Genomic DNA, 21,463 nt, shown 5'->3' on the forward strand with positions numbered 1-21,463 from the left:
TGGAAAATAATACAAAAGAGTGAGAGGGATTTTGACTAAATTCCACAAAACAAAACCTTCGTCATAGGAAATTTTCGTAAACAGAAATAATTGTCGCTTAGGTAAAAAAATACACTATCTAAGGACTTGTGTTATATTTCTAGTAAAGATATAGATGAAGTGAGGATAAGTTTGATGAAAAGACGAATATATAGTTGGAAAACTTCTCGTATAGGCATTGACTTAGGAGGGACAAAAATTCTCGGAGCATTAGTGGACGAAGCTGGAAATGTAGTAACATCTTTGCAGCTTCCCACGTTTTCAGACAAAGAAGCTTCACAAAAAGAGCTTCTTTCATCAATTATCTCCATCATCAACCAATTAATAAAATCGGCAAAAAAAGAGGGCCAGACCCCACAGGGAATTGGAATTGCCTCCGCTGGCATCATCGATCAAGGCACACGGACGATTCGTTATGCACAGAGCTTAGGGGTAAAAGATTTTTCTATCGGAAAACAGCTAGAAGATATCTTTCAAATACCGGTCCGTTTATGCAATGACACAGATGCTGCGGCAATGGCGAAATGGCAGAAAAACAACAACAACAGCGATTCATTTATGTATGTTTCAGTCGGAACCGGCATCGGAGCCGGAATCATGAAGGAAGGAGTGCTCTTGCAGGGAGCCGGTGAAATCGGTCATATGACAGTGAATCGAGAAGGCGGGATATGCCCTTGCGGCAACCGGGGGTGCTTAAAGCATTACGCCTCAGGTCCTGCGATGGAAGAAAAAGTACGTACGGGCCACGGACGGTATGCTGAGATGACGATGCCTGAAATAATCGAACGAGCGGAAAATGGAGACACATGGTGCCAGGACGTGTTAAAAGAAGGAGCACATTATCTCGGACTCGCTTTAGTCAATGCAGTTCACTTGCTTCATATCAAAGAAATCGCATTGGGCGGGGGCGTTTTGCAGGAAGGAGAATTTTTTCTAAAGCAAGTACAAACGTATGTCCACCGCTATACTATGCCTTTTATGGCGGAAGGGCTTACGGTAAAACGTTCTCCATTCAAAGCAGAGATCGGAGCAGTTGGGGCTGCCTGCATAATGAGGTAAGTCCTATGAATGCTGAAATAGGGATAAGCCTGATATACCGGTTCGAGAAAACGCTTTAATTTTCATAGCAATGACAACTCCTTTTGTGTACAATTAAATAGGAAGAAATAATGAAAGGAGACTCTTCGGACATGTCTTCTCATCTAAATCAAAAATTGCAAGATATTTTGCAGCTGTCCATTAAAACCCATCAATTTGACCGTGCAGAACAGGCTGTTTCTTATATGAGGAAATTGGCACAAATTGAAGCATTCATCGCAGGAGAATCCTTCCAATCCAGTGCTGCCTCTATCAGCGCTGCCGTTCAGCAGGACAAAATAGGAAGAAACACTACAAGAGACCTTTTAGCCCCTGTAGCAGAAGATTCAGCCCCTGTCCAAACTGTCCGTCATACATATGAACAGCCGCCGCCCATGCATCAGAAAAAGTCGGACATCCTGATGCTGTACTATATAGAGGATGAAAATCTTCTGAAATTTAAAAAATCGCCACAAACCTATGCTGTTTGTGTAGAATTTTTTAGGAAATTTCTCGAAAATTTAGAAACATGGAAAGATAAAGAACCATTTTCCTCGAAGACTTACTACGAGACATTCGCCGAAGACCTGAAAACACTGACCACCTATCAATCATCCACGCTCCGGCAATTTATAACCCTGCTTTTTCGGTACTGCCACAGGCTTGACGTTATAGTAAAGCCAGAACCGCCTCAACGAAGCCGATTTCGCGTGAATCAAACCTTAGATGTAGAAAAAGTAATAGAAGACATCCTAGAACAAAAAATCGTACAGTTGTAGCAGTAGATGAAGAGCTGGATAAACGCGTATCCGCTCTTTTTTTGTTGCTTTTTCATTGGGAGGTAGGGTGCTTAGAATATGTGTGGAAAAGTGCAGCTGGTTTGGGGATATGCACTATTATTTGAGAGAAATGCACAATGTTATGGGAAATATGAAATATTTTAAAGAAATGAGAGCATATATGCCTGCCTTTGTGATCAATGATTCTCCTGTTTTACAGCAGTCACGTCCTTTTTTGGGGCCAGGCCCCTATAATAATAAAACGGAGGAGTTATCCACTGTTATAGCAGAAATATGCACAATATTTAGGATTGTGGCGAACTGGCTCGTTAATCAAATGACAAAGTGAGCAAGTTTATCGACTAACTTTTTGGAATTAATGCATAAAGACATTTTAAATAAAGTTATTAACATGTGGATAAAGGATATTCCGATTATGTCTCCTATATGAGCAACGTTTTCTTAGAAAAGATGAATTTGAAATCATATAGGTCTGCCTTTCCTATATGCACGATATAGAAGAAATATGCTCAACATTATGCCCAAATATGCCTGCCTTTTCGGTAAATATACACATTCTGCAGGTACATCCGATTTCGGGACCAGACCGCCCCCATAATAATAAAGCTGAAGAAGTTATGCACTGTTCGTACAGAGAGATGCACAATTTTATAGAAGAAATAAACAACATTTTCAGATAAATAAACGAAAATCTCATACATATGAACAAAAATACAACGACGAACTAGAAGAGCTCACTACCTCCATTTATAAAGCCGGTGGAAATAAGCACAGTGATTGCAAAGATATGCACATCTTTGCTTCAGTTATGCACAGATTCATTTCGCATCTTTTGCACAGCCCTTACCACTGCGTGACACTCCAAGAAAATAATCTCCAAAAAGTGAATAGGTGTAAAGTATTGTTATTTATTACACATCTCTTCCATTTATTACAGTTGCGTAACAAAAGCTGGATATCTATTGATAGGGGACATAAACCGACATATAATTCATATTGCAAACAGTCACGAATCCTGTCATAAAGGCATTTGAAATCAATGGAGGTGTATGGTCCGCCTTTCTCCGCAATACATAAATGATCGAAGCAACCCAAAAATTACTAGGAAGGTTTTTAGATGAGCGCTCAGTAAGCTCAAAACTTAAAAATAAAACTTCCTATAACTATATAACTACTATGCGGCACTCTTCCACCCAAGAGAAACAGCAGGAAAGAGGCGACACAGAAAATGAAAAAATATATGTTATCCACAGTACTAGCTGCAGCAGTTCTTTTTACCCCCACTATCGCCGATGCTGCCCTTGGCGATCAAACATTAAAACAAGGAATGCGTCACTCTGATGTGACAGAACTTCAGCAATGGCTAAAAGGCAAAGGACACTTAAATGGTTTGGTAGACGGAATTTTCGGCCAGGTTACGGCAAAAGCAGTACGTTCTTATCAAAACAGTGCAGGCATTGGCGTAGATGGTATTGCTGGTCCTCAAACATTTCGCGCGATGGGGATAGGAAACAGTTCTGTTAACGCGAGTGCATCTGCTTCGAACCAAGTCGAATTTTCCCGGACGCTCCGCCAGGGAGCACGTGGAAACGATGTTCGCCAGCTTCAGCAAACGCTAAAAAGTAAAGGCCATCATAACGGAAGCATTGACGGTATATTCGGTCCAGTGACAGCGAGTTCCGTCCGCTCATTTCAGCGTTCTGCCGGCATCGGTGTAGACGGAATTGCCGGTCCGCAAACCTTTACAGCATTAAATGGAGGCAGTGTGAAATCAGCCACAAGCAACGGTTCAAGCAGCAAAACTTCGTCCAATTCTTCTGCTGGATTTACGGACAAGCTTGTATCGAACGCACGCAATTACATAGGATCGCCGTATGCCTGGGGCGGCACGTCTCCAAGCGGTTTCGACTGCAGCGGATATCTTCAGTTTGTATTTAACAAAGCAGGAAAAAGCATTCCCCGTACGGTAGCATCGATTTACAGCGCAAGCACGAAAGTTTCAAGCCCAAGTGTTGGGGATCTTGTTTTCTTTGAAACTTATACTAGCGGCCCGTCCCATGCTGGTATCTATCTTGGCGGCGGCCAATTTATTCACGCAGGCAGCTCAACTGGTGTAACGGTTTCTAATATGAACACTTCTTACTGGAGTCAGCGTTACCTCGGCGCAGGCCGTGTGAACTAAATAAACGAACACCCAAGCGGTCCCTTTTCATATGGGGACGGCTTTTTTCTTAATCTCCGGAAAATAGGTTTTTTGTTTCCTGTTTTAGGAAAACATAAAACTATCAACCTGTGAAAAGAGGAGAGACCCTGTTATGACAGTAGGAACAAAAAGGAAATTAATCATCATTGGAAGCTTTTTATTAGGATTTGGAACACTGGGAGCATTGGATGGAATTATTTTTCACCAGCTCCTTCAATGGCACAGTGTTGTAATGGAAACAAGCCGGCAAGGACAGATCGTTAGTGACGGCCTCTTTCATCTGGCTGTGACAATCACGTTAATTGCCGGAAGTATCGTATTGTGGCTTGCCGGAAAACCAACAGATATTACAAAAGGCATCCGGCTGCTAATAGGTTTCTTTTTGATAGGCGGCGGTATTTTTAACTTTGTTGAAGGAATCATTAATCACCACCTCCTTCAGATTCACCGCGTCAAACCGGGAGATCCTAATGCGCTCATGTACGACTTAGCCTTTTTAGCCAGCGGCATTCTGTTATTTGTGTTCGGCTACTTCATTCAACGAAACACGAGGTCAAAATATGCTGTATAGAATGATCAGTTTTATCGTCATTTTTTCGTTTGTTTCTGTGATGCTGTATTTACACAATGAAAGCAGCCATTACGCTGGTGCGGATGATCATTCCCGTGAAGCTGTTGAAGTTCCTGTTGGTGAACCGGTGCCCAGGATCGCTGGAGAGCTGCAGCAGGATGATATGAATACATGGCTGCTGCAAGTAGAGGTAGAAAATTTCGCTTTTACTCCGGAAAAAACAGGGACAGAGGAAGGAAGCTTGCAGGAAGGACATGCTCATCTTTATGTAAACGGTGAAAAAATAGGCCGTATTTATGGAAACTATCATGATATGGGAGAGTTAAACGAAGGGGACCGCATCCAGGTTTTTCTTACCACCAATGATCATAAGATCCTTCAGAAAAATGGGGAAGTTATTGCTTATGAAGAAAGAATAAAAGCAGAGTGACTGCTTTTTTTATAGAAAGCTTCCCTGTAACTTTCCTAACAAACTTTATAATAAAGTCACATTTTGCCACTAACATGTGCTATAATTCCTATTAGTTTATTTGATTTTTGTCAACATCCGTCGAAAGAACTGGTCGAAAGAGGGATAAAAAGACTAGGGAATACATAGAGCATGCGGAGGAAGAACATGGAAGAAACAATCAGTCTTCAAGAAATATTTCAAACGTTAAAAAAACGCCTGGCCTTGATAATTATTATTACTTTTTTAGCAACGGCTGCTGCAGGGGCCATCAGCTTTTTTGCTTTGACACCAATTTATCAAAGCAGCACCCAGATGCTTGTCAGCCAGCAGGCGACAGGAGCAAGCTCAGCCTTAGAAGCAGCTGGATTTGACACTGATGCGGAATACATAGAAACTTATAATGTTATTATGAAAAGTCCTTACATATTAGATCAAGTAGTAGAAGAACTTGGTACATCCCAGGATGCATCCGAAATGAATGAAAAAATTAACATAACTCGAGAAGACGAATCGCAAGTTGTCACTATAACCGTCGAAGACCCAAATCCTTCTCAAGCGGTTGATATTGCAAACACAACAGCTTCTGTGTTTGAACGGGAAATTGCGGATCTGCTCCGTGTCGATAACGTGGTGGTACTTGCGCCAGCAGAACTCGATGATTCTCCGGTTCCTGTAAAGCCGAATCCGATGCTGAATATGGCCATTGCATTTGTTGTCGGCTTGATGACAGCTGTTGGTCTCGCGTTTTTGCTTGAATTTCTTGATAATACCTACCGAAACGAAGATGACGTGGAAAAAGAACTGGGACTTCCTGTACTTGGAAGCATTCCATTAATTGAAAACAAGAACAGGAAACATGCTGTTACTCAAAAAACGCCAACGAGACGGAGTCGTCATGAGAGAGGACGTGAAAGAATTGGCTCGTAAAAAAAAGCAAAACACCTCTAACCAGCGTAATCTTGTGAAGTGGACAGATCAAAAATCGCCGGTATCAGAACAATATCGTACGATTCGCACCAACATTCAATATGCGTCGGTAGAAAGAGAGATGCAGACCATTCTGATTACGTCTCCGGGTCCTGGAGAAGGAAAATCTACGACTGTGGCGAACCTTGGCATAACAATGGCGCAGCAAGGAAAAAGAACATTAATTATAGATGCAGACCTTCGAAAACCTACTGTACATTACACCTTTCAAACGATGAATATACACGGTTTAACGAATGTGCTCACCCATCAATCGCGTTTTGTAGATGTGGTACAGAAAACGGAAGTAGACAACCTTCATATAATAACGAGCGGTCCAATTCCGCCTAATCCGGCTGAACTGCTGAGTGCCAAAAAAATGGAACAAATTCTCGTTGAATCCAAGCAAGAGTTTGATGTCATTCTTTTTGACGCACCGCCCGTACTGCCTGTAACGGATGCTCAAGTGCTTGCTGCCAACTGCGACGGCAGTATCCTTGTCATAAAAAGCGGACAAACCGATAAGCAAGCAGGTTTAAAAGCAAAAGAACTGCTGGAAAAAGCAGACGCTTCGATTCTCGGTACCGTCTTAAATCAACGAAAAGCTCTGCAGCAGCAGTATTATTACTATTATGGAAAATCTTTATAAAAGGAAAGAAGTCTTCCTATTGGAGGCTTTTTTTATTGGATCCATTCATTTGGAAGATAACATGTTTACAGTTATATTAAGAATGTGAGTTTAACAGGTAGGGCCAGACCCTAAAAATGTTAGAGAGGAAGTAGAGTCTTCGTTCATTAGTAAGAAAAATAGGTGCAGAAGCAAGCGGAAGTGGGGCATAAATGAGGGAAAGTAGTTCATATATACCAAAAGCATGTTCATAAATCCAAAAAAGCAGCTGCTTTCAATTAGAACACTGAAAATATTTCTAGAACAATGGCCCTGTATGTATTAAGAAAAGGTTTCATCCATAACAGGAAAATTTTCACCGATTAAAAGCGGAAACCAAAGGGTATAGCAACAGATGGAGCAGAACAATCTCTACATTAAAGGAGAAATAACATGACGAAAAGAACTTCTAAGATTATTATATTCAGCGCGGCTGCAGCAGCTTTATTAGCTGGAGGCTACTTTTATTACTATAGCAAATTCGTTAGCGGCCCCTCCGTCGAAGATACACCTATTAAAGATAAAAACGTTTCTATTGATCATCAAGAGCTTTTTCATAATGATACAAAAATTGCTTTCATCGGAAGCAGTGTGACAGAAGGGACCGGCGCAAGCAAACCGGACAAGCGATGGACAGAACAATTTACTGCTGTGCTTCAAGAAGAGTACCCTGGCCTTGAAAGCAAGAACTTTGGGGTAGATGGTTATTCCACGAGAAATATAATCGAAGGAATAACAGATGAAGTCGTTCAATATAAGCCTTCCTTCATTATTTTTGAAACAGCAGCACTCAATGATTTTTCAAGGCTCGACCTGCAAACGACGCTAGAAAATATAGCTACTATAATGGAAACTTTTGAATCGGAGCTTCCAGAAACGCATGTCATTATTCAGCCTTCAAATCAAAGAAGAAATGGAGAATCTTACACGAATAACGGAATTACCTATCCGGAATATGTGAAAGAAACAGAATCGCATATAAAGGAGAATGGTTGGAAATATATTGATTTTTGGCCGTATTTTAACGAAACGTACGAAAATACAAACATTACTGTCAGTGATACCTTGAATGTGGATGGAATTCACCCGAATGACCTCGGAAATAAGTTGTGGGCAGAAGCGCTGCTCGACTATTTCAGTGGAAATTCCTTGCAAGCTTCAGGAAATGAGGAGAAATAACAAAGAATTTCCTGGGAAATAGATTTAATTTGTCGTTTGATATCTTACTAAAAACCGCAAACTTTCCTGCCGGTCTTTTCATTCCTTATTGAAACAGGCATACTGAAAGAAATAGACCATAGCAAAAGGGAGAGAGTTTTTGTGGTACAGTTTGAGCAATCGAAGGCTTTAAAGCGGCTGCCTGAACAATTTTTTGCCGGCCTGGTGAAAAAGGTGGAACAATTAAAGGCAGAAGGGCACGATATTATCAACCTGGGACAGGGCAATCCAGATTTGCCAACTCCACCTCATATTATCAAAATGCTGCAGCAAGCAGCAGAAAAACCGGAAAACCATAAATATTCCCCATTTAGAGGACGGAGCGAATTAAAGCAGGCAACCGCACATTTTTATAAAAAAGAATACGGCGTAGAGGTGGTTCCGGAAACGGAGGTAGCTTTATTATTTGGTGCAAAAACCGGCCTGGTGGAAATAAGTCAGTGTCTGTTAAATGAAGGGGATACTGCCTTACTTCCTGACCCTGGCTACCCTGATTACTTATCCGGAACTGCCATAGCGGATGCCGATATAAAGACAATGCCGCTGCTTGAAAAAAATCATTTTTTGCCCGATTACACAATCATTCCCCAAGAAATACTAAAAAATGCTAAATTAATGTTTTTAAATTATCCAAACAATCCAACCGCTGCGACAGCAGACAAAGCATTTTTCGACAAAACAGTAGAGCTGGCCAAGCAAAATGAAATATGTGTCGTTCATGATTTTGCGTACGGCGCTATCGGATATGACGATAAAAAGCCGCAGAGCTTTCTCCAGTCAGAAGGAGCAAAAGAAGTGGGAGTGGAAATGTACACGTTATCTAAAACCTACAACATGGCAGGCTGGCGCGCCGGCATGGCAGTGGGCAATTCTTCTGTTATTGAAGCAATTAATCTACTCCAAGATCATTTGTATGTCAGCTTGTTTGGTGCCATTCAAGAAGCAGCCGTTCATGCGCTTACGGCCGATCAAAGCCCCGTCCAGCAGCTGGTGGATATATATGAATCAAGACGCAATGCTTTTGTCGAAAAAATGCACGATATCGGCTGGGACATCAAAGCCCCTAAAGGCACCTTCTTTACCTGGCTCCCTGTCCCGGATGGTTATACGTCCGAGCAGTTTTCAGACCTGCTGTTAGAAAAAGCTCATGTCGCTACAGCACCGGGGAGAGGTTTCGGCGAACACGGAGAAGGGTATGTCCGTGTCGGACTTCTCGATTCTGAAGAAAGACTGCGCGAAGCAGGCGACCGTATCGCGGAGCTGTCCCTTTTTGAAAAGAAGTAAAATGGTATTTCGCTGATACTTTTACCAAAATCGATTGAATCGACAAATTTTTCGCTCGTTATGACAACAAATTCGCTGGTAACGCAAAGGAGCATGAGCCAGACCCTCCACATGCTGTGGTGGGTCTGGCTTTTTGGCAGTTCACATATTCTTGAATTCTGTTCATATCAGGGGGGGGAAGTAGTGCAAAACACCTGAAAGATGTGCAAATCTCTCTGAAAGCAGCACATAACTGCTCAAATTCTATACATATTGCCCAAGGCCAGCGCCCCTATGAAATGTGGAGGGCCAGACCCCGCGCGAAAGAAAGGGAGAAATCTTGAGCAATAAGGGAAGTTGCTCAAGAAGAGGAGAAAAATAGTAAATAAAGGTAGAAAGCTGTTCATATCCGGAGAAAAGTAGTGCAAAACCATCTGAAAGATGTGCAAATCCCTCCGAAAGCAGCGCATAACTTCTGGAAACACGGAGCAACCTGACTCCAAAGCAGCTCAGATTCCAAGCCGCCAGCACGCCTTTATAAAACATGTAGGGCCAGACCATAAAACAAAAAAGGGGCCCATACCTGAGCCAAAACTACGCAAATCCACCTTAACCCAATGCATATTCGCCAACAACGAAGCACCAGTTGATTTACACATTGTGGAGGGTCTGGCCCCGGGCTAGGCCCCTCCCCCAAAAATGAAACCAGCGCACTTTTACTCTGCTTTTGCCTTTTTCGAAGCTGCCGATGCGTTTTGTTGTTTCAGGTACCAGACCACGTGTTCGAATGGAATACGGTTATGCCTGATGTTGATTCTTCGTCTGTAAGGTCTGAAATTCGCCTCAATCAGATAGACATTCCCTTGTTTATCAACTGCCAAATCGATTCCTAAGTCAATTACTTGAGGGAACTTCGCTTCGATTGTCTTCGCGATTTGGATACTCGCTTTTTTGATGTTCTTTCTAGTTTCATTACTAATTAGTGGCTTTAATTTATATTTAACACGTCCCCCCTGATCGAGGTTTGTGATGTTGTCACATTTATTGGCCACTCTGGCGATCATTCCGGTGACCTGCCAGCTGCCGTATTTATTTTTCTGAGGAGATATCCGGAAATCAAATTTTTTCCCTTTATATTTATCGGAGTCAATCGCTTGCTGAACGAGAAATTTTTTAGGAGTAGTGAACGTCTTATGAAAGTATTCATACAGCTCTCCTTTTGCGATTTTCACTACTTTTTCTTTAAAATTGGCTACATGGGATATTGTGAAGCCTTGTTTTGTTTGTTCGATGACATAAATATTATTTCCTCGAGAAGAGCGAACTGGTTTAATATAAAGCTTATTGTAACGGTCTAACATCTTAACCACGGTTAAATAAGAAAGCATGTTTGTTTCCGGTAAATATGGCGCTGTTTTTTTGTTTGAGGCTAGATATTGGTATATTTTATACTTGCTCCGTTCATAGTTGGTAACCGCATGGAAAAACATGATGCCATCTTTTTTTCTCAGCTGTTTAATTTTTTTAATAGAATTCTCGTTTCGTAAATAAGAACCGACGCGGTACACGTTTACTTTAGGAACGGGGATTTTTTTCTTAACGAGCTTATCCTCGGCATAAGAATATACGTAGCCTCTTGCTGTCTTGCTTTTCAGAGAAACATTTTTCATGGTATAAAAACAGAGGTTGACTTTATTATTTCGCGCCAGTTTCTTATAAAACTGAACCGTTGGATGAGGCTCTTTTGCCAGGATGTGTTTGATCACTCTAGATGATAATATAATTCCTATCAATTTTTAACTTCCTCCTTTCAAATGAGTGTTGCCAAGCTTTGCATCTTGAAGCGTAAATCATTATTTCTTTTTCGTTGCTTTTCGTTTAGAAAGAGATTTAGCGTACAGCAGGACATTTAACATCGATTTTTCTAACGCTTTGCTGCCATAGGCCTTGTGTAAAGATACTTTGGCGCTTTGGCTGTTACACTCGATAAACCTGATGTTGTAGTCTTGGTCCAGGGCAAAATCTATGCCCATTTCCGCGAACTTTCCAAATTTATTTTCCGTTTCTCTATACACTTTGTTTAAAAAGTTTTCCATTTTAATATACAATTTTGATTGTTCCGTTTCTGATAGTTTTAGAAACTTAAACAACTCATCAAGTGTCATCGCATCAGAATGGGTAGTCACAGGAGACTTTTCTTTCCCCAATCTGGCGCTGATGCCGCAGATTGATATGGTGCCATAGGGGGTTCTCTGCAGTTCAGCCCGCAAATCGATCCGCCTTTTATTAAGCTTGAGCAGATCTATGGCTTCTTGGATCATAAACTTTTTCCCTTTGTAAAACTTGTTGATAAATTTAAGCGTATCTTCTTTTTTCTTAAAAGTAACAGTTTGAATTTTTTTCTGAGAAGCATTGTAATACCTGAATTGATATCGGTTATCCGGCAGCTGCTCTAACAGGACAACATTTTTTCCTTTTCTTCCGATAAGGCCTTTTAAATAGATGTGCCGGTGTTTTTCCAGCATGTCGAATAAAGTATCTGGATCTTTATAAAGAATCGATTTCTGCAAGTGTTTTTCTAATGATATAACTTTATTGAAATAGTTATACACATCCCAGTTTCCTAAGGGGGAAGGATTTAACAGGGATGATTTCTTTTTCTTCAATTGATACTGAAAGGTTTTATAACGCTTTTTGTACTTTTTAGCGACACCTCCGCGCCGATAAAAAAAATCGGGATAAGGGAAAATATCTTTTTTCCATTTACCATCGGAATAATCATAGTAGATACCTGTTATGAGTTGGTTTTGTATATCTATTGTATTGATAGAGAATAAAAACATGTTAAAACCAACATCTTTATTCATTTTAATTAATGTTTTCGTGCGAAAATGAGGCCTTTGTTCGGAAAGGGCCCGCATAGTTTTAGGGGATACTAACACCCCGAAATAATCTTTTTTCTTTGTTTTGTCTTTGTTCATAGCCAGCTTTTTTGCGTATTCTACATTAGTAATCTTAGGAATAGCCAAAGGTTCTTCTCCTCCTGAGTGTTTGTTTTCATCCACATCCAACATTTTATTCACCCCTTTACATTAGACTTAGATATCCTATGCCGATTGGACGTTTTACGGATGGATATATATAAGGGTGCAAATACCTGTTTTGAGAAAAATGGGTGGGACTATGTTTTAATAAAAAAATTCCGGAAAACCCTCATAAAAGGCTTCTCTGGAATGTGTTTTAGTTCGTCTTTGCATACCCTGAAAAAATTTCTTCAATATGGTCATGAACCGGAATGCCGAGTTCTTTCCACGTGCTTTTCTTTTTTTGCTTGGACATAGAAGATAGGGATAGCTGCTATCAGCTTTTCATAGTATTCTATTCCCTGCTTGACATGAGAGTGCTCCCAAAAATAAGAGGCCAGGGTGTGTAAACTATTTTAATAGCGGTTCCTGCATTCTTCTCGTTCTAATTCCAAGAAGCTGTTATAAGGAAACTCTTCCAAAAAGTCCCTGTTGTATTATTGTTCTGCTTCCTGCAGAAAAGGAATTCGCTCGGATACAGGAGCGTTTTCTTTTGTATGAAGCAATTGATAGAAAGTGTCCACGTTCAGGTCAATACCCTCTCCAACAATTCTAAAGAGCTCCCTCCGAGTCTCCGAACTTTAAATCTCTATTTACTAGGTCTACAATTTTGCTCATTAAAAAATAAAGGTATTGAATTTTGGCGACTACATTCTTCCAATCAGGTATTATTACGAGGCCCAAGTTCGGGATGACCAGGATGAAGAATAGACGACGATTATCAGAGAAATCTTTAGAAACAGCCGAAATATTTATGGTCAAATAAAAATAAAAAAAGAGTTTGAAAGCTTGGCTGTACGGTATTTAGAACCGAGAACCCAAAAAGGTACTAAGACAAACCAAAAACTTTTAGAACATTTTATATTCAGAATATATTGACAATATTTGCTGATGTGTTAGTATATACATAATACTTGAATCATGTTTCAACTTTAACCAGAAAGAGTGACATTATGACAAAACTAAAAAAAAACGAGAACGAAAAGTTAGAACCGAGAACCCAGAGAGGTATGAAGACTAAGCAAAAACTTTTGGAAGCAGCTGAAATTATTTTTGGAGAAAAAGGGTTTTTTCAGGCAGGGATTGTAGATATAACACAACAAGCAGAGGTGTCGATGGGTACATTTTATACCTATTTTAAAACGAAAGAAGATATTTTCAGAGAGTTAGTAATGAGTATGCAGCAAAATTTGAGAAAAGAGATTAGAATCGGCACAAAAAATATCGTGGACCGAATTGAACTGGAGAGGGAGGGTTTTCGAATCTTCTTGCAGTACCTGGAAAAACACAAGTATTTGTACCGCTTGTTCAGGCAAGCTGAATTCGTTGATGCACAGCTTCACCGGGATTACTTTGAGACCTTTTCTAGAGGATATATTAGTGGTCTAAAAAATTCCATGGAAAAAGGGGAAATCAAAGAATTCAACCCAGAACTAATTGCTTACAGCATGATGGGAATTGCAGAATATATTGGAATGAAATGGATTATATGGGAACAGAGGGAAATAACAGATGAACTAATTGATGAATTGGTTTCCTTTATTAAAAACGGTATTGATTATCCTTAATGTATTAATTAGGTATTTCTACTATAAAGAAATACTTAATATAAAAAAATTTATCTTAAAGAAGGGAGGAATGAAGTTGGACTACTCATTATCTGAGGAACAAAAAATGTTTAGACAAAGCGTCCGACGGTTTGCTCAAGAAAAGGTCGCTTCATTAGCAGAAGAAATTGAAGAAAGCGGGAACTATCCGGATGAATTACTACAGATGATGAATCAACAAGGAATTATGGGGTTACCGTATGAGACAAAATATAACGGAGGTGGTGGAAATTTATTGATGATGTGTTTGGCAATGGAGGAACTAGCCAGTGTCTGTGCCAATACAGCCATGGTCCCAACAACGCAGGAATTGGGTGCGATGCCAATTGTGGTTGGGGGTAGTGAGGAGCAAAAACAAAAATATCTCCCAAAAATTGCAAGTGGTGAATCAAGAATATCTTTTGCTCTCACTGAACCAGAAGCAGGATCTGATGTTGCATCAATGAGAACGAAAGCTCATTTTGACGGCCGAAATTATATCGTCAATGGTGTTAAACGATTTATTTCTTATGCCGATGTTGCCGATGTGATGTGCGTGTTTGCCAAAACAAAAACTTTAAATGAAGAAAATGTATCCGCTTTCATAGTGGACAAGAATACTCCGGGAATTACAATCGGAAAAAAAGAAAATAAAATGGGATTTAGAGGTTTTTCGTCATGTGAAGTTTATTTTGAAAACGTGATGGTTCCACCAGAAAATAGATTGGGGGAAGAAGGTGATGGATTCAAAATTGCAATGAAAACTCTTGATAAGACGCGACCGCTTGTAGGGATATTAGCAGTGGGCTTAGCGCAGGGAGCACTGGATACAGCGATTGCTTTTACTAAGGAAAGAAAGCAGTTTGGACATACTATTTCCCAATTTCAGGGTCTTCAATGGATGATGGCGGACATGGCTATGCAGATAGAAGCAGCAAGGCAGTTGGTCTATAAATCCGCATATGTGATTGATCAGGGGGAACTGGGTGGTGCTAAATATGGTGCGATGGCAAAATGCTTTGCTACAGATGTTTGCATGAAAGTTACCACAGATGCAGTACAACTGCTTGGCGGAGTAGGATATATGAGAGAGTTTCCCACAGAAAGATATTTCAGGCAGGCCAAGTTACTGCAAATCGTTGAAGGAACTAATCAAATTCAGCGAGTGGTTATTGCTAATCAATTGTTGAAATAAGCAGATAGACTTTCCAGAAATTAACCAAGGCAAAAAGAAAAGATGATTAAAGGAAAGTTTAATTCCTTTTAATCAAAGGGGGTATATAGTATGGAAATTAACAATATGCATGGGAAAGTTCAAAAGTCTGGGGAAGGACCGGTCTGTGATTACGATGTTGTTATCGTTGGTGCAGGGTTCGCGGGATTGTACGCCCTCCATCATTTGCGAAACGAACGCGGGTTTTCAGTACGTGTCTACGATGCAGCCGGTGGTGTTGGTGGCACATGGTATTGGAACCGCTATCCTGGAGTGAGAGTTGATATCGAAAGTGTAGAGTATTCATACTCGTTTTCGTACGAACTCCAGCAGGAGTGGGAGTGGACTGAGCGGTACCCATGTCAAGCAGAGGTATATAGTTACCTCAATCACGTTGCAGATAGATTTGACTTACGCCGGGACATTCAACTAAATACTCGGGTCAATTCTGCCATTTTTGATGAAACGACGAACCAATGGGTGGTTGAGACAGATAAATGTGAACGCGTAAGGGCGAGGTTCGTTATTATGGCAACAGGCTTTGTGTCTGCTCCAAACAAACCGGATTTTAAAGGACTTGAAACTTTTAAAGGAAAGCAATATCACACCGCCAAATGGCCTCGCGAAGATGTTGACTTTACGGAACAGCGGGTTGGTGTCATAGGCACAGGCTCCTCTGCTGTACAGTCGATCCCGTTTATTGCAAAGGAAGCGGCTCATTTAACCGTCTTTCAGCGGACTCCAGGCTACATCGTTCCTTTACGGAATTGCCCAATGCCTCCGGAATACCAGAATTCGGTGAAAGCGAACTATGGTAAATGGAGGCGTATTGAGCGTACCGCCTTCGGGGGCTATGTTGCGCTAAACTTCGAACCAGGAATGCCTAATAAGAAGTCTGCATTGGAAGTAACTCCCGATGAAAGGTTAGCAGATTACGAAAACCGATATAAGTCAGGCGGTTTAAGCTATTATAACACATTTCCTGATGTTTTTACCAATAAAGAAGCAAATGATACCTTGGCCAAGTTTATTCAAGAGAAGATGCGTCAAAGGATTTCCAATCCGGATCTAGCTGAGATATTGATACCCAAGGATTATCCTATCCTGTTGAAGCGTCTCGTCGCGGATAATAATTACTTAGAGACGTTTAATCAAGATAACGTTTCATTGGTTGACGTTAAGAAATCTCCTATTGAAAAGATCACACCTAATGGCGTTATGGTAGAAGGGAAAGAGTATGAGTTTGACAGTATCGTATTCGCGACAGGCTTTGATGCGGTCACAGGTGCCATGACCAGGATCGATATAAGAGGGAGAGACGGCCTATCACTCAAGGAGTACTGGGAAAATGGCCCACGCAATTATTTAGGATTCATGACTTCGGGTTTTCCAAATCTCTTCATGCTCGACGGTCCAGGGAGCCCTGGTGCGTTTTATCAGCCTATACTTCTCGTTGAGTATCAAGCCCAGTGGGTCGGTAGTTGCCTCGAATATTTGAGCAGGCGAAGTCTTACATGTATAGAGCCAACTGCTGAGGCAGAAAATGAGTGGGTGACTCATAGTGCCGAAGTGGCTAATCAGACACTTTTGCCTAAAGCTGACAGCTGGTATATGGGAGCGAACATCGAAGGTAAAGCACGCGTAAGTATGATGTATATCGGTGGTTTTCAAAACTACAGCAGACAATGCGATGCAGCTGCGATAAATGACTATAAAGGGTTCTCATTATCCACTAAGGCTAATAATACCATACCTGTCAGTAAACATTAAACAACCGAAATTCAGGTTCCTGCCCTGTGTGGGCGGTAGGTCACAAACAGGGCAGACCTTGTAAATTTTTTTAATCGGTATTATGTACAATACTCATGGGTTTATAGAAAAAAGGGGGGATTAGTATGGAGTTCGTTACATTAGAATTAAAGGAAAAGCATATTGGAGTCGTAACAGTGAACCGTCCACCGGTCAATGCAATCAATGCAAAGGCCTATCAAGAAATAGCTGAAACTTTTTATTCCATTAATGAACGAGATGATATCCGTGTCGTTGTATTCCGTGCTGAAGGGGAAAAAGCGTTTATTGCTGGAAATGATTTGAATGAATTTTTATCTATGAATCCAGAAAATGCGGATAATCGAATGCAGAAAGTCCGTGAGAGCTTTTGGTCTGTTTATGATTGCAGAGTGCCAGTGATTGGTGCGATTAATGGTCATGCCCCTGGAACGGGACTCGCCTATGCAGCAGTCTGTGACATCTTGGTCGCTTCGGAGAATGCTACCTTCAGTCTTCCAGAAATCAATGTAGGGGTGATGGGTGGTGCAAAGCATCTCTCCCGACTTGTCCCGCAAATGGTTGTTCGTTATATGCATTATACTGGTGAGCAGATTTCTGCCAGGGAAATGAAAGAGTACGGCGCTGTTTTGGAAGTAGTCTCATCAAACCAGCTGGAAGAAGCAGCATATGAAGTAGCTCGAAAAATTGCCAAAAAGAGTCCGATTGCGATTAAAATGGCCAAAAAAAGTTTGAACACCATTGAATATATGGATTTAAAAGAAGGCTACAAGTTTGAACAGGGTTTGTCGAGTGAACTTTCAGGTTATGAAGATTCAAAAGAAGCGGTTCGAGCGTTCTTTGAGAAACGTGAGCCTGTATTTATAGGAAGGTAAAATACTAGTTTAGGAAGGAGGAGTGCGAATGAGCCTGCCGTTGCCATCGTTTTTTCATCTTCGGACCATTCCGCAATATTTGAGATATCATGCCGAACAAATTCCGAATAAGACGGCTATAGTAGCTTGGAGTGGAGTAAAAAAGGATAAAGTACGTTTAAGTTATAAGAAACTAAACCATTTTACTGATCGTCTGGCTAATGCATATCAAGGGCTGGAAATCAAAAAAGGAGAACGGATTGCTATTTTTTTGGATAATGAGCAAGGGATAGAGTGTATCCTTAGCTTCTATGCTGCTCATAAAATGGGGGGAGTTAATGTTCCGATAAACGTAAGGTATTCTGAGTCGGAGCTGCAGTATATTTTGGGCCATTGTGAAGCATCATCTCTAATTACTTCTATAAACCTTCTTCCAAAAATAAAGAGGATTGCCAAAGAATGTCCGAGTCTTAGACGAATTATTATTACAGATGAATCTCCATTACAATCTTCCACATCTAATGCTGCCATTCAGATATATTCTTTTCAGAGTCTCATGGAAAATGAAAATACTTCACCTCCTTCCGTGTGTGTGCTGGAAAATGATACTGCTGATTTCCTGTATACTTCGGGAACAACGGCTCGTCCAAAAGGGGTTATACATACCCATGGAAGTGCCGTGGCCACTGGTTATTCAGTTGGGGGAGCGTTGGATCTATCTGCAACGGATGTATATCAAAGTGCATTTCCTTTTTTCTCAAGTTCAGGCTGTCATTTCAATTTACTTTCTGTACTTGTTAATGGGGCAACAATGGTTCTTGAGCGTAAGTTCAATGTGGAAGAAACTTTAAGAACGATGGAAACGGAAAAAACAACTGTTTATGTAGGAGTTCCAGCTGTTTATACCTATATGCTGGAGTCAAGTAAGATTTCCATCTATCAACTATCCTCTCTACGGCTACTTGACTATGGAGGTGCACCGATGCCCAAACAGGTGATTTTAGATCTATTTAAGGCTTTTCCTGGCATCGAATTGAGGCAAACCTATGGTTTGACAGAAGCGGGACCAGCAGGCACATATTTACCAGGTAAATATGCATTGGATAAATTAGGTTCAGTGGGAAAAGAAGGAATGCCCTTGATTGAAATCAAAATTGTCGATGATAAAGATCAAGCTGTAGGACCCAATGTGATTGGGGAGATTTGCTATCGTTCTCCAGCAAATATGAAGGGATATTTCAAAAATGATGAAGCGACGAAAGAAACCCTTCGGAATCATTGGGTGTATAGTGGGGATTTAGTTTATCGTGATGAAGATGGATTCATCTATCATGTCGATCGAAAAAAGGACCTGGTTATCAGGGGAGGTTTTAATATTTCCAGTCTGGAAGTGGAGAACTGTCTGTACCAACATCCAGCTATTCTAGAGGCTGCGGTTATAGCTAAACCACATAAGAATTTAGGTGAGGACATTAAGGCCTTTATAGTATTTCGTGAAGGGGAATTCGCAACAATCGAGGAAGTTATTAGATTTTGCAAAGAGAGATTGGCAGACTTTAAGGTTCCAAGGGACTTTGAAATCATCGATGCATTGCCGAGAAACCCCATGGGAAAGGTGCTTAAAAGAGAGCTGAGAAAACAATATATAGAAAGTTAAAAATATTTAAAAATTTAAGGGGGTGATAATCAGAGGTTGAGGATAAAATTTCTTTTGAGTAAATTTGTATACTTTTGCTTGCTTAAAAGTTCTAAAAAATAAGAATCGTTGATTGGGAGGTAAATATTTATGGCTGCTGGATTACGAATTACAGCGGTGGATTGCGGTCCTTTGGATATTGACAAAGGTATACTTATGACTGGGGCAACTGGGAAAATAGATGTAGCGTCAAGTGTTTATATTATAGAACATCCAGAAAAAGGATTAATCTTGTTCGATACGGGGATTAATTATAATGTTGCTGATCCAGAAGCGGCGGTAAAATATTGGGGTCCTGGAATGCGTGAGGCATTAGGTTGTAAAATGACCCGAGATCATGCAATAGATCGTCAACTAATGAAATTGGGGTATAAAACAGAAGACATAAAATACGTAGTAATGTCTCATTTACACCTAGATCATGCTGGAGGTATGTGCCATTTTCCCAATGCCACTTTTGTCGTGCAAAAGAACGAACTACGTTATGCATGGTGGCCGGATTCATGGACTAGTCTAGTTTATTGTTTAAATGATTTTAAGGATACAAGAGGATATAATTTTTTACAAATTAATGGAGATGTAGATTTATTTCAAGATGGCTTGATTCAACTTATTACAACTCCGGGCCATTCTCCAGGACACCAAGCCATGATAGTTAGATTGGAAAATCGAGGTCTTGTATGTCTGGGTGCGGATACGGCTCACCTTAAAGAAGCGTTTCAAAATATGGCCCCAATGCCTTATGATTGGAATGCGGAGATTCTAAGTGATTCTTATATGAAGCTTCGAATTCTCGAAAATTCAGGTATACCAATTTATCTTTCACATGATCCAAAAGATTTTGCGGAATTCCCTAAAAATGGTGAATGGGCTGATTAAATTAATAGGAGAATAAAAACACTAGCGTTGAGGTTATACCCTAATTGACAATTATAAAATGTTTTTAAGCTTTTTAAAATAGCTATAAAATAGTTAAATAGGAGGGAACGTACATGCCATATTTAAATGTACAAATTCTAAAAGGTGCATCGACCGAACAAAAGGAAGAGGTTATTGACGGTGTAACGAAAGTGATAAAGGAAGTGCTTGGCAGTAAGCCGGAGTCTACCTTTGTGGTTATTCAAGAAGTCGACAGTGAGGATTGGGGAGTTGGAGGAAGGACAATAAAGAGTATCAAGCAGAATTCAAAATAAGATAGATTGAAGCTAGTAAAATCCAACAGACAGTATTTAATTATGAATCTAGACAAAAACATAAGATGAGTAGGTCCTTCTACTCTTCTTATGTTTATTTAAAGAAAGTTGTCCTTTTTTTAAGCTATCTTTTTTTACGAAGACAGTGCGGTGGAGGTCAAGGTGTGGATGGATTTAAGCCTGTAGATGAACTAGTAGAAAACTCTAGGTGTTGTAGTTGGTGTATCTCGTGGTGTTGAAAATAGTTCTAATAGATAAGAGAATAGTAATGAATTGTAATATATATCTTAATAGAAACCTTCTATAAAGCTATTGAATACAATCTTGATACTAAATTTATTGCTTTAATATATGAAGAAATCAATGCCCGGGGTCTTAAAATAGGCCAAAATATGATGTAGATTAAAACAAGGTATTTAAGCTCTCAAAAAAGCCTAAAAATAACATTTTATTTTTATCAATTGAAACCCTTCTATCAACCTGAATATCCTCTCGACTTGGTGTTACATCTCTACTTGGATGCTGATGGCAATGATAACTGAGGCAGCATTATTAAGGATATCAGCTTTCAGGGATGTACAACACTTGCATTTAATGATCCAATATGTTCTCTATAAACAGCAACCATCTTGTTTTTTGTATTTAAGCACATAACAAATAGTACCTATCTATCATCATCTCCTATAACGTTCTGGGATGTCAGCTGCATCCTCCGGCATGCGACTCCTTGATCTCCACCTGAGTTATTACCGAGATCGGCGTCTTTGAATACAAAAAGGACAGAATGATCGCCAC

Annotated in this window: 20 protein-coding genes; 18 read left to right on the forward strand and 2 right to left on the reverse strand. The window is 40.3% G+C overall.

The window, feature by feature from the left end; all coding sequences use genetic code 11:
- Positions 1–174 precede the first annotated feature (174 nt).
- From ACE1TI_RS08280 to ACE1TI_RS08325, 10 genes are all read left to right on the forward strand, one after another.
- On the forward strand, positions 175–1,098 hold the full coding sequence (locus tag ACE1TI_RS08280) for an ROK family protein (RefSeq protein ID WP_375007114.1): 924 nt from the start codon (positions 175–177) through the stop codon (positions 1,096–1,098).
- A gap of 131 nt (positions 1,099–1,229) precedes the next feature.
- Positions 1,230–1,895 carry a hypothetical protein gene (locus ACE1TI_RS08285; protein ID WP_375007115.1) on the forward strand — a complete coding sequence of 222 codons (666 nt, stop codon included), beginning with the start codon at positions 1,230–1,232 and terminating at the stop codon, positions 1,893–1,895.
- 67 nt (positions 1,896–1,962) lie between these two features.
- Positions 1,963–2,244, forward strand: a complete 282-nt coding sequence (locus ACE1TI_RS08290; protein WP_375007116.1) for a hypothetical protein — start codon at positions 1,963–1,965, stop codon at positions 2,242–2,244.
- Between the two features lie 900 nt (positions 2,245–3,144).
- Positions 3,145–4,098: a C40 family peptidase gene (locus ACE1TI_RS08295; protein WP_375007117.1), complete on the forward strand. Its 954-nt coding sequence runs from the start codon at positions 3,145–3,147 to the stop codon at positions 4,096–4,098.
- Positions 4,099–4,231: 133 nt separating this feature from the next.
- Positions 4,232–4,690: a DUF2243 domain-containing protein gene (locus ACE1TI_RS08300; protein ID WP_375007118.1), complete on the forward strand. Its 459-nt coding sequence runs from the start codon at positions 4,232–4,234 to the stop codon at positions 4,688–4,690.
- Positions 4,680–5,120 carry a hypothetical protein gene (locus tag ACE1TI_RS08305; RefSeq protein ID WP_375007119.1) on the forward strand — a complete coding sequence of 147 codons (441 nt, stop codon included), beginning with the start codon at positions 4,680–4,682 and terminating at the stop codon, positions 5,118–5,120. Before ACE1TI_RS08300 ends, ACE1TI_RS08305 begins: the two co-directional genes overlap by 11 nt.
- A gap of 186 nt (positions 5,121–5,306) precedes the next feature.
- A complete protein-coding gene (locus tag ACE1TI_RS08310; protein WP_375007120.1) occupies positions 5,307–6,068 on the forward strand; it encodes a YveK family protein in 762 nt (253 codons plus the stop codon).
- A complete protein-coding gene (locus ACE1TI_RS08315; protein WP_375007212.1) occupies positions 6,049–6,756 on the forward strand; it encodes a CpsD/CapB family tyrosine-protein kinase in 708 nt (235 codons plus the stop codon). Before ACE1TI_RS08310 ends, ACE1TI_RS08315 begins: the two co-directional genes overlap by 20 nt.
- A gap of 411 nt (positions 6,757–7,167) precedes the next feature.
- Positions 7,168–7,953 (forward strand): SGNH/GDSL hydrolase family protein, encoded by a 786-nt coding sequence (locus ACE1TI_RS08320; protein WP_375007121.1) that lies wholly within the window; start codon positions 7,168–7,170, stop codon positions 7,951–7,953.
- Positions 7,954–8,094: 141 nt separating this feature from the next.
- The gene (locus ACE1TI_RS08325) at positions 8,095–9,276 is read left to right on the forward strand and encodes a pyridoxal phosphate-dependent aminotransferase (protein ID WP_375007122.1); all 1,182 of its coding nucleotides are present in this window, start codon (positions 8,095–8,097) and stop codon (positions 9,274–9,276) included.
- 695 nt (positions 9,277–9,971) lie between these two features.
- On the opposite strand, the gene ACE1TI_RS08330 is transcribed toward ACE1TI_RS08325, so the two are convergent.
- Both ACE1TI_RS08330 and ACE1TI_RS08335 read right to left on the reverse strand, forming a co-directional pair.
- Positions 9,972–11,048, reverse strand: coding sequence for a YheC/YheD family protein (locus ACE1TI_RS08330; RefSeq protein WP_375007123.1), 1,077 nt, complete (start codon positions 11,046–11,048; stop codon positions 9,972–9,974).
- 60 nt (positions 11,049–11,108) lie between these two features.
- A complete protein-coding gene (locus ACE1TI_RS08335; protein ID WP_375007124.1) occupies positions 11,109–12,329 on the reverse strand; it encodes a YheC/YheD family protein in 1,221 nt (406 codons plus the stop codon).
- A 1,019-nt stretch (positions 12,330–13,348) separates the two neighbouring features.
- On the opposite strand from ACE1TI_RS08335, the gene ACE1TI_RS08340 reads away from it, so the two are divergent.
- The 8 genes from ACE1TI_RS08340 (at position 13,349) to sda (ending at position 21,069) form a co-directional block, all read left to right on the forward strand.
- The gene (locus ACE1TI_RS08340) at positions 13,349–13,906 is read left to right on the forward strand and encodes a TetR/AcrR family transcriptional regulator (RefSeq protein WP_375007125.1); all 558 of its coding nucleotides are present in this window, start codon (positions 13,349–13,351) and stop codon (positions 13,904–13,906) included.
- Positions 13,863–15,119 carry an acyl-CoA dehydrogenase family protein gene (locus tag ACE1TI_RS08345; protein WP_375007126.1) on the forward strand — a complete coding sequence of 419 codons (1,257 nt, stop codon included), beginning with the start codon at positions 13,863–13,865 and terminating at the stop codon, positions 15,117–15,119. The genes ACE1TI_RS08340 and ACE1TI_RS08345 overlap by 44 nt, the downstream gene beginning before the upstream one ends.
- Before the next feature lie 90 nt (positions 15,120–15,209).
- Entirely contained in the window at positions 15,210–16,907 is a 1,698-nt protein-coding gene (locus tag ACE1TI_RS08350) for a flavin-containing monooxygenase (RefSeq protein WP_375007127.1), read from the forward strand.
- 125 nt (positions 16,908–17,032) lie between these two features.
- A complete protein-coding gene (locus tag ACE1TI_RS08355; RefSeq protein WP_375007128.1) occupies positions 17,033–17,800 on the forward strand; it encodes an enoyl-CoA hydratase-related protein in 768 nt (255 codons plus the stop codon).
- A gap of 28 nt (positions 17,801–17,828) precedes the next feature.
- Complete coding sequence (locus ACE1TI_RS08360; protein WP_375007129.1) at positions 17,829–19,436, forward strand: class I adenylate-forming enzyme family protein; 1,608 nt, start codon at positions 17,829–17,831, stop codon at positions 19,434–19,436.
- Between the two features lie 129 nt (positions 19,437–19,565).
- The gene (locus ACE1TI_RS08365; protein WP_375007130.1) at positions 19,566–20,354 is read left to right on the forward strand and encodes an N-acyl homoserine lactonase family protein; all 789 of its coding nucleotides are present in this window, start codon (positions 19,566–19,568) and stop codon (positions 20,352–20,354) included.
- 113 nt (positions 20,355–20,467) lie between these two features.
- The gene (locus tag ACE1TI_RS08370; RefSeq protein WP_375007131.1) at positions 20,468–20,668 is read left to right on the forward strand and encodes a tautomerase family protein; all 201 of its coding nucleotides are present in this window, start codon (positions 20,468–20,470) and stop codon (positions 20,666–20,668) included.
- Positions 20,669–20,958: 290 nt separating this feature from the next.
- Positions 20,959–21,069 carry a sporulation histidine kinase inhibitor Sda gene (gene sda, locus ACE1TI_RS08375; protein WP_375007213.1) on the forward strand — a complete coding sequence of 37 codons (111 nt, stop codon included), beginning with the start codon at positions 20,959–20,961 and terminating at the stop codon, positions 21,067–21,069.
- Positions 21,070–21,463 lie beyond the last annotated feature (394 nt).

The sequence above is a fragment of the Alteribacillus sp. JSM 102045 genome, from assembly GCF_041949975.1.
In the GTDB taxonomy this organism is placed as follows: Bacteria; Bacillota; Bacilli; order Bacillales; family Marinococcaceae; genus Alteribacillus.

What these genes read in the sequence shown, in the direction of transcription:
- ACE1TI_RS08370 (WP_375007131.1), top strand. Translation starts at nt 20,468, where the DNA reads ATGCCATATTTAAATGTACAAATTCTAAAAGGTGCATCGACCGAACAA.
- ACE1TI_RS08345 (WP_375007126.1), top strand. Translation starts at nt 13,863, where the DNA reads ATGAATTGGTTTCCTTTATTAAAAACGGTATTGATTATCCTTAATGTA.
- ACE1TI_RS08310 (WP_375007120.1), top strand. Translation starts at nt 5,307, where the DNA reads ATGGAAGAAACAATCAGTCTTCAAGAAATATTTCAAACGTTAAAAAAA.
- ACE1TI_RS08300 (WP_375007118.1), top strand. Translation starts at nt 4,232, where the DNA reads ATGACAGTAGGAACAAAAAGGAAATTAATCATCATTGGAAGCTTTTTA.
- ACE1TI_RS08340 (WP_375007125.1), top strand. Translation starts at nt 13,349, where the DNA reads ATGAAGACTAAGCAAAAACTTTTGGAAGCAGCTGAAATTATTTTTGGA.
- ACE1TI_RS08365 (WP_375007130.1), top strand. Translation starts at nt 19,566, where the DNA reads ATGGCTGCTGGATTACGAATTACAGCGGTGGATTGCGGTCCTTTGGAT.
- ACE1TI_RS08350 (WP_375007127.1), top strand. Translation starts at nt 15,210, where the DNA reads ATGGAAATTAACAATATGCATGGGAAAGTTCAAAAGTCTGGGGAAGGA.
- ACE1TI_RS08355 (WP_375007128.1), top strand. Translation starts at nt 17,033, where the DNA reads ATGGAGTTCGTTACATTAGAATTAAAGGAAAAGCATATTGGAGTCGTA.
- ACE1TI_RS08320 (WP_375007121.1), top strand. Translation starts at nt 7,168, where the DNA reads ATGACGAAAAGAACTTCTAAGATTATTATATTCAGCGCGGCTGCAGCA.
- ACE1TI_RS08295 (WP_375007117.1), top strand. Translation starts at nt 3,145, where the DNA reads ATGAAAAAATATATGTTATCCACAGTACTAGCTGCAGCAGTTCTTTTT.
- ACE1TI_RS08360 (WP_375007129.1), top strand. Translation starts at nt 17,829, where the DNA reads ATGAGCCTGCCGTTGCCATCGTTTTTTCATCTTCGGACCATTCCGCAA.
- ACE1TI_RS08335 (WP_375007124.1), bottom strand. Translation starts at nt 12,329, where the DNA reads ATGTTGGATGTGGATGAAAACAAACACTCAGGAGGAGAAGAACCTTTG.
- ACE1TI_RS08280 (WP_375007114.1), top strand. Translation starts at nt 175, where the DNA reads ATGAAAAGACGAATATATAGTTGGAAAACTTCTCGTATAGGCATTGAC.
- ACE1TI_RS08305 (WP_375007119.1), top strand. Translation starts at nt 4,680, where the DNA reads ATGCTGTATAGAATGATCAGTTTTATCGTCATTTTTTCGTTTGTTTCT.
- ACE1TI_RS08285 (WP_375007115.1), top strand. Translation starts at nt 1,230, where the DNA reads ATGTCTTCTCATCTAAATCAAAAATTGCAAGATATTTTGCAGCTGTCC.